Origin of the sequence: Sinorhizobium terangae (assembly GCF_029714365.1) — a bacterium.
In the GTDB taxonomy this organism is placed as follows: domain Bacteria; phylum Pseudomonadota; class Alphaproteobacteria; order Rhizobiales; family Rhizobiaceae; genus Sinorhizobium; species Sinorhizobium terangae.
Genome location: NZ_CP121661.1, coordinates 212,583 through 227,246 on the forward strand (window position 1 = coordinate 212,583; position 14,664 = coordinate 227,246).

At 56.7% G+C, this 14,664-nt stretch carries 16 protein-coding genes; 7 read left to right on the plus strand and 9 right to left on the minus strand.

Features of this window, described 5'->3' with window-relative positions:
• The first annotated feature begins 171 nt into the window (after positions 1 to 171).
• Positions 172 to 309 carry a hypothetical protein gene (locus QA637_RS29290; RefSeq protein WP_283067966.1) on the plus strand — a complete coding sequence of 46 codons (138 nt, stop codon included), beginning with the start codon at positions 172 to 174 and terminating at the stop codon, positions 307 to 309.
• A gap of 191 nt (positions 310 to 500) precedes the next feature.
• On the opposite strand, the gene QA637_RS29295 is transcribed toward QA637_RS29290, so the two are convergent.
• The 3 genes from QA637_RS29295 to QA637_RS29305 form a co-directional block, all read right to left on the minus strand.
• The gene (locus QA637_RS29295) at positions 501 to 1,241 is read right to left on the minus strand and encodes a hypothetical protein (protein ID WP_283067967.1); all 741 of its coding nucleotides are present in this window, start codon (positions 1,239 to 1,241) and stop codon (positions 501 to 503) included.
• A gap of 335 nt (positions 1,242 to 1,576) precedes the next feature.
• Entirely contained in the window at positions 1,577 to 2,116 is a 540-nt protein-coding gene (locus QA637_RS30950; RefSeq protein ID WP_346283800.1) for a hypothetical protein, read from the minus strand.
• Between the two features lie 728 nt (positions 2,117 to 2,844).
• Positions 2,845 to 4,899: an AIPR family protein gene (locus QA637_RS29305; RefSeq protein WP_283067968.1), complete on the minus strand. Its 2,055-nt coding sequence runs from the start codon at positions 4,897 to 4,899 to the stop codon at positions 2,845 to 2,847.
• Between the two features lie 160 nt (positions 4,900 to 5,059).
• Here QA637_RS29305 and QA637_RS29310 point away from each other — a divergent pair, with 160 nt between their 5' ends.
• Entirely contained in the window at positions 5,060 to 5,227 is a 168-nt protein-coding gene (locus tag QA637_RS29310; RefSeq protein ID WP_283067969.1) for a DUF6953 family protein, read from the plus strand.
• A gap of 222 nt (positions 5,228 to 5,449) precedes the next feature.
• Here QA637_RS29310 and QA637_RS29315 read toward each other — a convergent pair whose 3' ends face one another.
• The 5 genes from QA637_RS29315 to QA637_RS29335 all read right to left on the minus strand — a co-directional run bounded on the left by QA637_RS29315 (position 5,450) and on the right by QA637_RS29335 (position 7,533).
• Positions 5,450 to 5,920 carry a hypothetical protein gene (locus tag QA637_RS29315; protein ID WP_283067970.1) on the minus strand — a complete coding sequence of 157 codons (471 nt, stop codon included), beginning with the start codon at positions 5,918 to 5,920 and terminating at the stop codon, positions 5,450 to 5,452.
• A 64-nt stretch (positions 5,921 to 5,984) separates the two neighbouring features.
• Positions 5,985 to 6,212, minus strand: a complete 228-nt coding sequence (locus QA637_RS29320) for a hypothetical protein (protein WP_283067971.1) — start codon at positions 6,210 to 6,212, stop codon at positions 5,985 to 5,987.
• A 215-nt stretch (positions 6,213 to 6,427) separates the two neighbouring features.
• Positions 6,428 to 6,610: a hypothetical protein gene (locus tag QA637_RS29325; protein WP_180942236.1), complete on the minus strand. Its 183-nt coding sequence runs from the start codon at positions 6,608 to 6,610 to the stop codon at positions 6,428 to 6,430.
• 111 nt (positions 6,611 to 6,721) lie between these two features.
• A complete protein-coding gene (locus QA637_RS29330; RefSeq protein ID WP_283068043.1) occupies positions 6,722 to 6,985 on the minus strand; it encodes a hypothetical protein in 264 nt (87 codons plus the stop codon).
• A gap of 260 nt (positions 6,986 to 7,245) precedes the next feature.
• Positions 7,246 to 7,533, minus strand: coding sequence for a hypothetical protein (locus tag QA637_RS29335; protein ID WP_283067973.1), 288 nt, complete (start codon positions 7,531 to 7,533; stop codon positions 7,246 to 7,248).
• A 933-nt stretch (positions 7,534 to 8,466) separates the two neighbouring features.
• Between QA637_RS29335 and QA637_RS29340 the strand changes: the two genes are divergently transcribed.
• From QA637_RS29340 to QA637_RS29360, 5 genes are all read left to right on the plus strand, one after another.
• Positions 8,467 to 8,805, plus strand: coding sequence for a DUF6074 family protein (locus QA637_RS29340; RefSeq protein WP_283067975.1), 339 nt, complete (start codon positions 8,467 to 8,469; stop codon positions 8,803 to 8,805).
• 431 nt (positions 8,806 to 9,236) lie between these two features.
• A complete protein-coding gene (locus QA637_RS29345; protein ID WP_283067976.1) occupies positions 9,237 to 9,686 on the plus strand; it encodes a transposase in 450 nt (149 codons plus the stop codon).
• A gap of 256 nt (positions 9,687 to 9,942) precedes the next feature.
• Complete coding sequence (locus QA637_RS29350) at positions 9,943 to 10,551, plus strand: MreC domain-containing protein (RefSeq protein WP_283067978.1); 609 nt, start codon at positions 9,943 to 9,945, stop codon at positions 10,549 to 10,551.
• Between the two features lie 128 nt (positions 10,552 to 10,679).
• On the plus strand, positions 10,680 to 11,132 hold the full coding sequence (gene panD, locus QA637_RS29355) for an aspartate 1-decarboxylase (RefSeq protein WP_283067980.1): 453 nt from the start codon (positions 10,680 to 10,682) through the stop codon (positions 11,130 to 11,132).
• Between the two features lie 625 nt (positions 11,133 to 11,757).
• Entirely contained in the window at positions 11,758 to 12,594 is an 837-nt protein-coding gene (locus tag QA637_RS29360) for a methyltransferase (RefSeq protein ID WP_283067981.1), read from the plus strand.
• 338 nt (positions 12,595 to 12,932) lie between these two features.
• Here QA637_RS29360 and QA637_RS29365 read toward each other — a convergent pair whose 3' ends face one another.
• Positions 12,933 to 13,970: a leucine-rich repeat domain-containing protein gene (locus QA637_RS29365; RefSeq protein ID WP_283067982.1), complete on the minus strand. Its 1,038-nt coding sequence runs from the start codon at positions 13,968 to 13,970 to the stop codon at positions 12,933 to 12,935.
• Positions 13,971 to 14,664: the final 694 nt, after the last annotated feature.

Below are 14,664 nucleotides of genomic sequence, written 5' to 3' on the forward strand. Positions count from 1 at the left end.
TCGACAGTTTTCCGTCTTTTTTGTTATGTCTTGATCTGTCGACTCCATTCGCATTTGCCCAGAGTCCGATGCGGTTTCTATCCTGTTGCACTCGAAGTACGGGAACACCTCGGACCAATGGCATCACAGCTTGACATGTTTTCCTCACCGTGTGAGGCAACCGAAGTTGTCATGAAGCTTCCAACCTCATCGAAGCGACGCGACGCGAAACGACCCGCTGTCGAAAACATGGCGCGGCTTCTGGAGGAGAGCGGAAACTACCGCGTGCTGAGCAAGCTTGTCGCCTGGCAGACGACAGTTCCGGGCTGACTAAACCGGACACGTATCCCTTGATTTTCAATGCGGTAAGGCTTTCCGGCTTTTCCTCGGCTCGAAGTAGCGCGCCGCGATTTTTCCGGAATTTTGACAGCCAAAACCGGAAAAATGAGTTTTCCGGTGGCCTGACAAAATGACTTCAAAGGCCTGCTTGAAGCCTTGTAAAGGACCAACGAAACAGTTCCTCATTCGGAAGGGCTCTGGAGCACCTCATTGGCGGCACAAGCGAGCCACCCTGTGATGAGTGATCGCGCCTCCCAAAGCGGCATCGGCTTTGAAGGCAGCGGCACTTTCCCTTTCCTGTGTCGTTCCAGCGCGTTTGCTGTCTGAGTGAACAATCTCCGCTTATTGCCAGTCACTGCTTTCAGTGCAAGGCCGCTACTGTCTAGCGCCTCGTACGCATTGTATAGAGCACCCCATCCCGAGTTGTCAGAGAGATACTCCATCGCAGAGGCCACGGCGGGATGGTGCGCGGCAGCCCGCATCCAGTCTTGGGCCTTCGAGGCAACAGGCGGCGTTTCGATAATGTTGCCCTCTGCGTCTCGAACCGTCAGTTCCGCTGGATAGAAGCGCGAGCGGTTCGTGAAGCTCTGGCCCTCAATAAACTGATGTCGCTTGGGACTCCCGATCTGGCTGAACTCGACCACTGCGCCCGGCGTTACGGGATCGGCGCCGGCATTAGCTGCCATTGCCGCATTGAGGCACCTGATCAGTCCCTTTGCCTTGGTGTGAACGTCTAACTGCGTCGTGAGGCCATCGAAGGCACTTGAACGAACAGCTAGGTAAGACGCGCCCTCATCATGGATTTCTTCGATATAGGGGTCAAACGGTGGCTTCAGCAGGGACGTCCAAATATCCCTGTCGGGCTCAATGACGTTTAACTCCACACCCCAGTGGTTGCTCGCTTGCATCGCCGTCTCACTCATCAATGCGCTCCAGCAAAACCTGCTCTGTTGTAGAGATGAGCAGAGCTGCAGGGGGATGGCCCACTGCAGCTCCTCATGCTCGCTTCTTCATTCAGCTTGGCTGGCCCCGTTCCCATAAAGGAACCGTTTCGAACGCATAGCTGCGTTAGAATTGGGGGCCCCGCCGTCGATTTCAAGCGGTGCCGCCGGTGATGATCAATTCCGGCGCCGCCGACCCTTTCCCGCCACCGACCGAGTAGGTCAGCTCCCCTTCATGAAACCGAAGTCGGCAAACGTCCCGCGGATCCCCGGCACGTCATTGATCGACAGGATGAAGCGGCCTTGGAGCCGCCTCTTCAAACGCTTCGCCATGGCCGAGAACTGGTCGCGGCCGAAGAGCGCCTTTTCGTAGTCATCCTCGCTGCCGAAGTAGGGCAGGTCGAGGTGGAATAGAGTGCCCGGCCGATCGTAGCGATCGAGGAAATCGGGCCAGGCGCGCCCGCCACCGCCTCGTCGCTGCCGTCCGTGTCGAAACTGCCGGTGATGCTACCGCGCGCCAGTTCCGCGCTTCGCGCCGGGTGAAGGCCCAGGAAGCGGGAAGCCTTGCCGACCGAGGTCGCATTGAAGAGTTTTTGAACGCCCTTCAAAGGATCAAAAAAGGAGGCTCCGATCTCCCTGTAGCGACCGCGTCCTTCGCTGGAGATGTCGAAGGCGTGCTGGCTCTGGAAGGGAATGGTGGTTGTCGGCAGCTGCCGCCCGTTCGCGTTCTGACCGCTGTTGCGTTTCGGGACAAGCAGCTTGCCATTAGCGAACTTCAGCGTGCCGAGTTCTTCCGCCAGCTCGTTTGCGAAGCCGCTCAGTGATTGGTTGAGGTGAAGCCGATAGGGCAGAGGCACCGACGCGATATCGGGATGGACAAGCGCCCGCTCGGCGGCCCGCAGCGACTGGAAGATTTTCGCCGGCGGGCATGTCGTTGAAGTGCTCGGTCTCCGCTGCCTTGTCGGCGTCGATGAAATCCGAGGCCCCCGCCAAGATGGTCATGACGTAGCCGCTCTCGGCATCGCCGGAAAGCGTGTCGCTCTGATAGGTGAACTCGCCGGCGTTCCGCAGCGGCCGACCCTCCCAGCCGTGGAAAAAGTCGTACTTCGTGCCCTCGGGTGAGGGGATCGGCGCTGACCGGAGGGCCGGTAACGGTTTGTCCACGTGAAAGGGGGGACCCTGGCCGGGTCTCCCTTTTCATGGGTGATTTGTTCCGTATTTATGGAAAAGGTTAAACCGTTAGCCCCGTTCAGGGAAACGCTTGGCCTCATGATCGCATGATCGTCAAGCCACGCTCGGATCAGCCGGAATTGTGGCCGCAGCCGAACGCGCCCGATCCTCGACCAGGTCACGCAACTGCTGACGATGTGACGGAGAAGGCGCGGGTAGAGACCGGCCGACGGAGCAGCGAGGCGCTCCCCGAAAGAACTCAACTACAACGCATTATTGACTCCGGTGCCCCATAGCCCAACCCCAGATAAGTATCGCATTCTTGCGTGCAAGAGGTGCCTAGATCACTTGCGAGGATAAGTGAGCACTGAGAAGGGCGTCGCCTCGCGACTCCCGGTCCTGCCGGCCGATTATGTCATACCATAGGGGAAGCAAGCATGGCTTCGTTGGGAGGAAGGGTCTCTGCCCTGGCTGGAGGTGCAAGACCGAAAGTCTTTAGATAAGCTCGGATTGCCTTTGGACAGTTTGGCGACTTCGCCCAGTGTCTGACGGCGCCAAACTTGTGTACATCAGAATGCCTCTTGTGACGCGGGTAATGATCCAGGCACCAGGCGACGAGGCTCGGCCATATCTGCTCAAGGCGTTCTGCGTAGGGGTCTATTGCCGTGCCGTCGGGGAGGAGACCTAGTTCCATTGCCGCTAACACGGCTTCTACCATGGCCAAAGTCTCGCTGATATTGCTCGGCTTGAATGATCGAAGTCGTCTTACCGAGCCAAAGACGGCATGTATCCTTCCGAAGCGATCAATCACGTCGCCGGTTGCAACTAGATCCTTGAAGCCTTCCCCCTTCTTAACACTCTTCGATCGGGTCGCTTTGGCATAGTCGCCATTTGCCAAGAGCATGAGCCGGAGGAATATAGATCGCTCTATGATCGAATGGCGGCCGACAAACCCCTTTTGAACAGCGTCCGCGTATTCTCCGCGCTTGTGTTCGTATAGAAGACCGTGAGCCAGAAAAACTCGCCTTGCCAGACCGCGTTGCTCATCGTTGACAACGACTCTGTCCGCAGCGCCGACCTGCGTTTGCGAGTTGGTTGCCGATGAGATCTCCTGAATCAGCCGCAGCTTCTTTTTCGTGTCGATATTAGGAAGCGTTATGATGCGAACTACTACTTCCTTGTCCTCGAACATCGTGGCGCGTTCGACGTCTGATATCTCGTCGTATATTCGGCTCAATGTGAAAGCGGTCTGGCCGCCATTGATGATTTGCGGATTGCGTAGCGCTACTAGGGCCGCATCTTTTTGGCCAATCATTTCCGAGACGTAGGTCTCATCCGAAAGGATCGTAATGCCGTTATTAAGAAGCGCAAACTCGCCCGAGGTCCGTTCGGTGATGCTCTCGCGGATCAACCGGTTCGTCGATTGCTGGCTGAATTCCAGGTATGAGCGCGGATTATAGCGCAGGATCGAGTTCCGGTAGCGAGACATCAGTCTGGCGATTTCAAGAGTTGGCGCCAGGATTACATCGATGTTGACGGGGCCGTGCTCCGTCGCGATTTTCGCACAAAGCCGACTGCCCGCCGACTTGTTGCTCATGTCGATATTGAAGCGAAGATCGGCGAAATACGTTTGCTCGCCCCGTAGAACGGGAATAACGAGTTCCTCATAGCAGCGCCGGAAATCGTACACTTCGGTCTCAAAATCCGAGAGAATCTTTGCGACCGCCAGCTTTTCGTCCTCCCGCACATTGGCTAGTAGAACGACTTTATAGCTATATTTTGCTATGTCAGGGATGGACTGTAACCGCCGCTGTAGGCCTTTTATGTGCCCGCTGTAGGGGTTGCCAGCAGCATCCTCGGTCTCACCTCGGAGAATCCGATCAGCGTCGATTCGTGAAACCTCGCCGATTGAAATATGTTTTTCAGCAAAGTTCTGGGCATTCGTTCGGAACTTCGATTGAACGAGGACAACTACCTTCTCCTCGTCGTCGACGTGGAATGCGTCGACGCCGCCGTCGTAGGAAGATTCTGTGATCTGCTTCTCGCGCTCGTCGAAGTCATAGAGGCCGTATTTCGCCTCCAAAAATAGATGAATATACGCACGCGCCCTTGCTTGGTCTCGATCCCCCGGAGTGCTGCTGGCAGTTCGATAAATGGAGCGACGTCCGGCGACGGCCCCATCTTGTATGATCCTGTCGAGGATGTTCAGCAGGATCGCATATTTCGCTTCTGCGCCATTCATTCTTCTGTCCCCATATCCCGCATACAGACTTAGCACATGCTCGGCCAAGCGCAATTGCGGGTTACCGGCGCCGGGCGAGGCTACTACCGAAGCGGGTCGGGCGCTACCTGTGGTCACCCATCGTTCTCTTGCGACCCAATGGATGAGCTGATGAGAATCGCTTTCCCCGTATTCTGTCTCAGGATTGATCCGGGAGATGCGGCGCCCCCTCGACGGATCCTTGACCATGTGGACCCGGTTCCATATCAGCTTGCCGGCATAGATGGGGTTTAGAAGCAGCCCGTTTCCGCGTTGGCCGTTGCCGTTCAATACGTCTTGGTTCGGGGGAGAATGAAAAGGCCTACTTTCACCGGGACGCACTCCAACTGGCGAAAGACGATCCGAAGAAATGACGGCCGCTGCTGCAGCTGAGTGGATGCTGGAGCAAGTCCGAGAAAATGGAATGCTTGAGCAAGAGTTTGCCGTCTATGCTATTCATCGACAGTTCGGCGATCAATTCACCTACATCAACGAGAACGGAAACTTGGCAATCGCTAAGCCCGTGACTTTCTGGTGATGATGTTATCTGGAGCCGCGGAGATCGCGGTTGGCGCCCGAGACAGCATTTCGACCGCCCTGGTAGGCAGCAGGAATAGAAATCTCGCTTAAGTCCTCCAGCTTCCCGTAAAGGGTCGCCTCCACCCAATCGCTGAACCGCTGCGGGGAAGCCCAGTGCCTTTTACGACTGGGCATCGTAATCTGTCGGTGATCCCCGAGCTACGCGTTCGATCCTCAGCCCCTAGCGTGGCCGCCCGGCCGAAGCAGTAGGCGCGCCGCGCCCGTGCAAGATCTTCCCTATCTTCAGCGACAACTCGTCGAGCGTTGCCATAACTCGGTTCACTTGCGACAAGGTGGCGGTCATTTCAGGGCCGTATCTGGTGACGAGGTATTCTCTGCTAGATGACAGGTTCAGCAAGTGCTGTTCTGTGCGCTTGCGCAAGAGTAGGCCTGCATCAATCGCCATTCGCGCTCGTTCGCTGACATCGTGTTGAAGGCCGCGAAGGGACTTGGAGTCGTACCCTCTAGTGAGCAGATACGCGTTCAGGTGCAGCTCAATCGAGTGGAGGGCCAGAAGCCGGCGGGGAGCGTGGGATAATTGCTTACCCCGCGGCGCGTGTTCGCCAAGCAATTTAGCGGCCATCCTGTAATGCCCCGCTAACTCAAGAATGTCGTCAAAGCTCGCCGCGTCCCCAGGATACGCTAAATCCACGAATGATCTCCTACCCCACGCACTGCAACCGACAGGCCGTAGGCTGTCACAGTGCAAGTCGCGGTCAAGGATTAGGGGCGCCGCCCGATCGGGGTACTGGAGCCCCGTGTAGTCTTCTTTCATCGTCTATGGCTCGATCGATCGCCTCGATGCTCATCTGAAATTCAATCACGCCCTTTGCAGTTGCCACGATCTCCCCTGGCTCGTTATTGCTGGCAACCGCGCGTCGACGCTCGACCAATTCCTGACGCAATCTCAAGAGGTTATCGATGTGTTCCTTGCTTCTGGCCACGTCGTCTCTCCCACCACATCTTGTAGTCGCATAGATTGGCATGTCACGAGCAGTAGGCAACAAAAAGGCCGGGCAACCCCGACCTTCCTGCAGCCATTGCCAGTACATCCGTGGTCAATGGCGAGATTGCTACCTCTTAGCCGTCGTGACGACAGCGTGACAATTGCTTGACGCGTTCGGTCGGTGCCGTGCGCAGCGGAATGCCGCCGGCAGACCTATGCCGTCCCACCTGTAACCGGATTCACTTTCGGTTTTTCGCTCGTGTCCTTAGCGCCAGGTGGCTGAACCGTAGACGGTGCAATCGACTCCTCATCCTGATGCTTCTTGCGGTCCGCGGGTTGATGGACGTCGGCAGGCGTCGCCTGTTCCGGTTTTGCATTGGTGTCCTTGGTTGCCATGACTTCCTCCGTGCGTATGACGGAAAACGGCGGCGGACGGTGAGGGGTTCCTTCATGTCACGGCATCAGGGACTACCACTCACGCGCCTCGTCGGTTAGCGCGTTCAGGTGTCAACGCAATTTCTGCACCGGCTCGTCTAGAAAGCCCCGCATGCCATCACGCTGAACGGTGGCCAGAAATTCTTCGAATGCCTCTCGATCGGTGTCGAAGGTGTCATTCCAGACGGTAGTGTTTCCTTCCTCGTCGAACACCTCGAGCGTCCAGTCGGAGTTTGTGCCGGCGGGACGGAAAATGCGCAAAATGACGGTCACGTCGTCGTCGACAAATTCGCCGGAGAATTCAGAAAACTCGTAGTGCTGCTCGCCTTCAGGCATGGACATTCATAACACGTTCCGTGGGCGAACACGATTGCTGGCTTGCCAGCGCATCCCGTCGCCTAGCCTCCTCTGGCCACGAAAAAGCCCCGCGCGAGGGCGGGGCAAGTCCCACATCCAGTTGCCTTCCTTGGATGCGGGGACGCAGCCGAAGAGAATCAGCTACGCAGAGACGCTATCTACGCTTTCACCAGAGAGGAAGTCCGATTCCACGTTTCCGCTACGCCTCTTCAAAAAACACGGGGCAGGGTAAACGCATTTCATTCCTTGCCATCAAGCAGAATCTTCAACGTCCTAATCACATCGGCGGCATCGATGAGAGTGTCTCTGATCTCTGCAGCGGAGAGGCTATCCGCTCGGGCCGCCGCCTGAAGATCAATCACAACATCCTTCGCTCGGTTGCTGCTTGGTATCCCGATCTCCTCGCGCATGTCGCGTATTGCCGCGATCGAGCGGTTGATGAGCCGCTTGACTTCGAACGGCGTCAGCCTGTCCGCTTCGTTGGCGGCTCTGATCAGCTCGGCAATGAATTGGGTGGTGAGGCTCATGGCTTGATTTGGATCATTGGTGGGGAAAACGCAATTTGTGAATTCGCGACTCAGGCGCCCTTCGCTGAAATGCTGGCAAGGAGGATCGATGCATGTTGCTCTCGTTTCATGCTCGCGGCGCCGCGATATCCGAGCGCAACCGCCGAAGAGCACAACGGGAGGGCGCGACCATAAACGGTGACAAGCTATGGACCGACGAGGAAATAGATATCCTTCGCCATCACCACCCGCAGGAAATCGCTCGAAAACGACCGCACCGGACGCCAAGGGGTATCGAAATGAAGCGGATAAGATCGGGCTTGTCTAAGCAAATCCATTTTTGGACAGCGGCGGCAGAGATGTCAAAACTTCGCCGCATGTACCCAAAAAGTTCGCAGGAAGAAATCTGTGCTGCATTCCCACATTCGACGTGGGTGAACATTAGCCAGGCCGCCCGATATCACGGATTCCGACGCGAGAAGCCCGCCTATAAACCCACGGGGCGCACGTGGCCATCGACCAAATACGCGAGAAATGCCACGAGATTAGGTGGTCAATGGTAGACCTCGACCGAGAAGCAAGAACTAAGACATACTTCAAGAGAAGCGGTTGGTACCGCAAGCGTATCAATTACAAGGCCGTTGGGCGAGCGCTGGACGATCAAGTGGCGGGATGAGTCCGACGGCCGCTCGATCCGCATCACCTGAGACTTGGTTCTAGCTGTGTGAGGGCCGTCGGCGGGAATACAGCCTTAGCCGTTCCGTTTTCCTACCAGCCTGACGCCTGGCTGGCCGAGGTTTAGGAATGCCCGTTGCCCGTCGCGGCATTCAACCCAATCAAGTCATAAAGCTGAATTTGCCACACTGGCCCGTCTCGCGAATGAGGCGGGTTTTTTGTTTCCGCTATTTTTTGCACCGATTCATGTCGCGTGGTTTCGCGTTTCGTTGAGCCGGCATGAGCAATCTGTTTAATCTTTATGAAGGACTGGCGGCGATTGTGGCCATATCCTCAGGCGATTCGCCTGGCAATGATGGAGACAGCATGACGGTTCTGCAGTTCCCGGCTAATCGGCGCATGGGCGATGTCAAACGCTGCGCAGAAGCCCTCCAGAGGCTCCATGGAGAGCAAGCAAACCGTTTCTGGCGGTCTGAGATGACCGACTTTGCCGCCGCGCTCAGAAGGTCGGGCATTGTCGAGGAAGAGATATCGCGCCAAGCCGGCCTATTCATGCACGCGGTACAGATGGAGCTGCAAGTGGCGTTCGCCATCGAAGAGAACAACGCGTCCGCTTAACCTGATCCGGCGCGATTGGAAATCATTCCCGGTTCGCCATCTCCTAACATGTTGCATCCATGTCACACGGATCGGCCGTCATCCGGAAGAGCCGCTGCCAATCGTCTGCGGCTGAGTATCCACGTTGGCTGCCATCGCTGCGGGGCGATCGAAGTACTGCCGGATCGCTCGCACAAGGGCCACTTACCAAGTTCCCGTGTCGATCAACCCTGGACCGTCCAGCCGGTGATAGAGACCAGAACGGACCTCCGTTACCAAACGTCCCCCAGCATTTCAGCGTTGGCGCCGATCAGGGCGGACAGGTGGCCGCTCCACAGCCTCATATCGGCACGGACCCAAGATCAACCATGCGAAAAATAGGAGTTTGACGGTTCTGTTGACTCTGTAGTTCACTCAGCCGACAACAGACGATGGCTAAGGAGGGTCTAGGGATGGCTGACGAGAGTAATACAGGGCAGATCTCTGCGGTTGCAGAGACGAATGCCGAAGCGAAACCGACGGGTAAGAAGCAGAGGTCGCCACGGCGTCAGAAGACCGCTGCCGAACCGGTTCGAACTGCCGCAAAGCCGGCCGCTAAAATCAGGAAGTATAGCGAACCAGAAAAAAGCGAGAAGCTCAAGCTGATCGAAACGCAGGTCGCCGAAGGCAAAGGCACACTTAAGGAAGCTATCAAGAGCGCCGGCATATCGGAACAAACCTACTATCAGTGGAAAAAGGCTGCAAAGTCCGCTGATGAAGGAGACAAGAAGCCCCTTCCGGCTGGAGATGAATTGGCAGATCTCGTCCAGCTTGAGGAGGAGAATCAGAGGCTTCGCAAAATTCTGGCGGAAAAGTTGCGCGCGGAAAATGCCGAACTGCGCAAGAGGCTCGGCCTGGATTAGATATGATTCAGGCTGCGCAGGCGCTCAGTTTCCTCAATCGTCCCAATCCCGCGTGACAGGCGTAATTGGGGCTGGCCTCGAATTTTTCTGCAGAACGGCTGTCAGACGCATTTCGACTACGCGGTGGCGCGAGAGACAAGTCGACGCGCTCGCGCGCTTGTTAGTTGAAGCGCGCGGTGAGGAGATATATGGGTCCGCCGGCGAGCGCAGCGGCGCCGATTAGTGTTGGTTTCAGGAATTACCAGGGTGCAGGTATATGAAAGTGCCACAACGGAACTTCGTTGTTGAATTCAAGTCGGCGCGCCGACAACCAAAGACGAAGACGAACTCAATCTGGGGCGACACAGACCTCAAGGCGTTGGCCCGCGCAGTAGAAGATGAGGCGTCGCACCTGTTCAATTCAACTGAAGCACCTGTCACGCCAGACACCGACGACATCACGCCGGCTGAGCCGTTAAATGCAGGCTCTGCCAGCGAGGGCGCAGACAACATCGAAGTCGCCCCACCAGCAGTGTCCGCGGTTTCGGAAGCAGGAGTCGAAGTGTCCGAGCAGCCCGAGGCGGAAGGTCCGGCAGCCGAAACTGTTGCGCAAGCGCCGGAAAGCCAGCCGGCATCGCAGCCGCGAAGAGCATCACGTGGCACTTCTCGAACGCGCACGGCACATATGAACGCAATCACCCCTACTTCGGGGCCTGTATACAGCGATCGAAGCAGGCAGTACGACACCGCAAATCATCTGATTTCTTTCGAGGAACTCGCGGCCCTTGACGTAGAAAATAGGCGGCTTAAGAGGCTTTTGGCTGAACAGCTTCGTGCGCAGAACGCGCAGCTCAAGAGGATGCTTGAGCGGTTTGCTGCCGCATAAGCAAGGTCCACCTTAAGATTGCCGCCATGGCTGGACGAGCAATGCGAGCCAAGCCTGGACTGCGGCGAGGAACCCTCGACTTGCAAACTTTGTCCATTAGAGCGACGACGGAAGTGAAGGTGAAGTAATTGAGAAAGCTGGTCGCGGGCAAATTGCATGGCATCCATGTGACCGAGTCAAATCTCAACTATCACGGATCGATTACGCTGGATCCGGATCATTGCGAGGAAGCCGGCATACTGCCCATGGAGTTCGTTGAAATCTGGAACAAGAATTCCGGCGCACGGATCTCCACTTACGTTATCCTTGGCGAACGCGGCTCAAGGTGCTGCATTCTTAACGGAGCCGCGGCACGTACCTGTCAGCCAGGTGACCAGATCATCATTTGCAACTCCGTCTATCTCGACGAACGCCAGATCACCTCGTTGAAGCCGAAGGTCCTCACGTTCGATGAGAACAATCACATCCGCGACCGGTTGAGCTACTCAGTTAGTGTGTGTCCGGATGGGAAATACACCTTCGAAATCCTCGATCACGCGCATACCGCCTTGAGCATCCCGCTGATGGTGTCTGGCGCATAGCGAGCCTACCACGTGCCGTGATAGGAGAGCGGCCAGTTTACAATCCTTTCGAGCAGACAAGCCTCCTGCTTGGAGGCGAGGCGTCTTCCCGAGACCCCTCGTTAGCGCCCTTGTCGCTGTGGAACCTGCCCAGCCGCTATCCACCGCAGTCCCGTTCGATAGCTACAGCATTAGATTGCTGGCCAGATGAAACCAAGTGCGCCTCATCGACGTCAGTGCCGGCACACACGACAACGTCACCGATGACAACTTCGATCGCTGCGCCTGCAACTGGCAACAGGGGAATACCCTGTATTACGCGGGCGTCCGAAGGGGCGTATTCAATCCCGTGATAGCTTCCACAGAGACTTCTCCGGTGGGCACAGCGCTTGCTTCTTGTAGGCACTGACTTCCCTCGGGAGCGGAGCAGCTCGATGTCGACCACCCACGACTTCCCGGAAGGTCCGGAATGGCATCCTTCGTGAATTGCTAGCGTTGGTTGGAGCATAGTTCAATTCTAGCAGGGAAGATACAAGCGTCTTACTAAAATGTGTAGTAAATCGTAGCTGTCCTAGGCATGTCGACAAAAGAAACAGGCATGCCAAAAGACATAATCTCCGGCGCCAAACGGTATTGTAGGAGCGCAATGTTTACAGTCATGCGAAGACACCTAGATCGCCTGCTGAATATATTTCTAGCAATCACTCGTCAACTGCAGGATTGCCAGAAAACGGTTGAAAAACTCAACAGTATTTCCGCGTCTTCGGAGAGAACGTATGAGGAACTCGATAGAATCAGGACAGTACTCAGGACTAGTCAACAGAGAACTTTCCCGCGGAAGATGCGGGAGTTCGGGCTCGATTTGATCGTACGAGAAGGCGTTTTTCCTCCTGAAGATTTCCAAAGTTGGCGTTGGTTTAGCGAAAACTTCCCTCCATTCACTGGAAAGACGATTTTGGAAATCGGCTGCGGGTTCGGTCTCCCGGGCCTCTTGTTGGCAAAGACTGGTGCGCTGTCGTTGCTAGCCTGCGATATCAATCCGAAGGCAGTCGCGAACACGTTGGAGAATGCCGCAAGAAACGGCATCAAGAATGTCGGCGTCATCGAAAGCGATATCTTCAGTAACATTCCTCCTGGCAGGAAATTCGACATTATATTTTGGAACCACCCTTGGAACTTCGCTCCGGCAGATTTCGAGCTGGATGACCTTGAGCGTGGAGCATTTGATCCCAGCTACGGCCTGCTCGAGAGATTTCTGTCGGAAGGCCGAGAATTTCTTACGGAAAGAGGCAAAATCCTTCTAGGGTTCGGCACTAATGCCCGTGACGACCTTCTCGAGCGATTCGGAGCTGTGAATGACCTTAAATCGGTGATTGTGAAGTCGGGGACATACCCGAACGTCAACTCAACTTATCGGCTGTTCTCGATACGCCGTAGTGCGACAGCGTATGGTTTCCGACCTTCAATGTCCGTTGATACGTGAGTGCCAGCGATGATCCGCCCGAACGGTGCACTTCACATCCTCCTGGCCAAACGGCCACAGCATGGTAATGCTTTACCAAATCGCACTGAGCCAGCCAGTTGAGGCCGAGATGCAGGCATGCCTGGATGATCGCCTTGTGGGTATCTACTGGGACTGGCGGGCGCCTGCCAGTCCTCGGCCATCCTGTGCCTAAACTCGTCCTTTGCCGGCGTTCACGCCGAGTAAGCGCGCACACTCCCAGGCGGCCGGCTCTTGCGGCCATTTCCGGGGTCGCCGGCCGAGCAGTCCGCCACTACCTCGGGTAACCACACGTTGGATCTACCTCCGTATTCGGTCCCCTAGAGAAAGACCCGCGGGCCTCTATAGTCTGCTGCATTCATGGCTGCCGCCAGGTTCGTTCGCACCTGCTTGGGCAGCGGATTAGATTCCAGGAAAACCATGCACCCGGAGCCTAGCTGTGCCAGCAATTTATCGGGCAGCCTGATCAACAGGTTGCACCTGGCGTTGAGCCTCCGGAGCCCAGCCGGAAGGTTGTTTGGAAGACCGGTCAGCCGGTTGCCGGCGGCGCCGAGCGTCTGCAGTCCGGCCGGGAGATCGCCGGGAAGGTTGGTGAGTTGATTGCCGCTGGCGTTGAGTGTCTGGAGCCCGGCCGGGAGATTGTCGGGAAGGCTGGTCAACCGATTGCTGTCGGCGTTGAGAGTATGGAGCAGGGCCGGGAGGTTGAGGGGAACGCTGGTCAGTTGATTGCCGTCGGCGTTGAGCGTCTGAAGCTCGGACGGGAGATTGTCTGGAAGGCGGGTTAACTGGTTTTCTCCTGCGTCGAGCCACCGAAGCGTAGGCGGTAGGACATCGGGCAGGCTGGTGAGCCGGTTGTAGCTGACCTCGAGGGTCTGGAGTCCGGCCGGGAGGGGGTCGGGTAGGCTGGTCAACTGGTTGTACTTGGCGTTGAGCGTCTGAAGCTCGACCGGGAGCTCGGCCGGCAGGTTGGTCAACTCGTTACAGTCGGCATTGAGGTGCTGGAGCCCGGCCGGCAACGCGGCGGGCAGGGTCCTAAGGCGCAGACATGACAGGTTCAGCGCTGCGTCGAGATCGCCGGCATCCACCCAAGCACTGATTCGTCTCACCGCCTCTTGCCGAGCCTCATCTTCCCCTTGCCCCTCTTCGGCAGCCCACTTGTCCAGAATCTGGCCCAGCGATGTTGCCCGGAGGACTGTGGCGAGGCTCTGATTGCCGGTAAAGCCCGCGGACAACGGCCGCGCTCGCCTCAAGTTATCGGCTGCGGTTGTGGTGAGATCACCTTGAGTGGCCGCACATTGCCGGCTGTCTGCTTCGGAAGTATTGCCATCGCATGGTTGAACCTGTCCTGTTTTCACCATTGCCCCTCTGTACTGACTAAGGAAGTGCCGGACGCTAGTTAACGATGACCGCTTCTCATCCGCGGTTTCGCCGAAAGCGGTTACCGGATAAACCGCGGGTCGGTCCCTGCAATGACCGGCGAAGCGGGAGGCGAAAGCTTCATCACGAGCTCCTTTCTCTGCATGAAACAACTACATGCGGCCGCTGAGTCTGACCTGGGTACATCGCCCGGGACGCTCAAACCGCTGTTATCACCTCCGGTCTGGTCTGATTGACTTCATGCAACATTGTCTCGGATTGGCAAAATTTATTATTTGGATGAAACCTATTGGCACTATGGATAGAAGACATGCGTTTTCAGGCCCTTTGGAGAAGATATGCCGGGTGCAGGTGGCCTCTGAAGGGTTGCGGTTGACCCGCGTTCGCACAAATACGCCAGTACAGCCAGCGTCCGGTAACCAAGGCACTTCGCGACAGTGAGCTCAGTTCAGGAACAAGGTCACAAGCTGCTGCTGAGCAAAGGTGAAGACATTAGTATCCCCAGTTAGCAAGAGCTGATGCATTTCTGGCATTTTCGACCGCACCGTTCTGTCGCCGAGAATTCGGGGGCGCAGGGAGCGCTTGTCGCCGCAGAGCGCTCTTGCGATTTCAAAGGAATGGGTTGCGCGCACTGCCCAGGATGCGGCTGTCGGAACCGCTTCCGCGGGATCTTCT

Bases quoted from the DNA above. Each gene is read 5' to 3' on its own strand.
- QA637_RS29290 (WP_283067966.1), top strand. From the start codon at position 172: ATGAAGCTTCCAACCTCATCGAAGCGACGCGACGCGAAACGACCCGCT.
- QA637_RS29295 (WP_283067967.1), bottom strand. From the start codon at position 1,241: ATGAGTGAGACGGCGATGCAAGCGAGCAACCACTGGGGTGTGGAGTTA.
- QA637_RS29305 (WP_283067968.1), bottom strand. From the start codon at position 4,899: ATGGTCAAGGATCCGTCGAGGGGGCGCCGCATCTCCCGGATCAATCCT.
- QA637_RS29310 (WP_283067969.1), top strand. From the start codon at position 5,060: ATGACGGCCGCTGCTGCAGCTGAGTGGATGCTGGAGCAAGTCCGAGAA.
- QA637_RS29325 (WP_180942236.1), bottom strand. From the start codon at position 6,610: ATGGCAACCAAGGACACCAATGCAAAACCGGAACAGGCGACGCCTGCC.
- QA637_RS29330 (WP_283068043.1), bottom strand. From the start codon at position 6,985: ATGCCTGAAGGCGAGCAGCACTACGAGTTTTCTGAATTCTCCGGCGAA.
- QA637_RS29335 (WP_283067973.1), bottom strand. From the start codon at position 7,533: ATGAGCCTCACCACCCAATTCATTGCCGAGCTGATCAGAGCCGCCAAC.
- QA637_RS29340 (WP_283067975.1), top strand. From the start codon at position 8,467: ATGAGCAATCTGTTTAATCTTTATGAAGGACTGGCGGCGATTGTGGCC.
- QA637_RS29345 (WP_283067976.1), top strand. From the start codon at position 9,237: ATGGCTGACGAGAGTAATACAGGGCAGATCTCTGCGGTTGCAGAGACG.
- QA637_RS29350 (WP_283067978.1), top strand. From the start codon at position 9,943: ATGAAAGTGCCACAACGGAACTTCGTTGTTGAATTCAAGTCGGCGCGC.
- QA637_RS29360 (WP_283067981.1), top strand. From the start codon at position 11,758: ATGTTTACAGTCATGCGAAGACACCTAGATCGCCTGCTGAATATATTT.
- QA637_RS29365 (WP_283067982.1), bottom strand. From the start codon at position 13,970: ATGGTGAAAACAGGACAGGTTCAACCATGCGATGGCAATACTTCCGAA.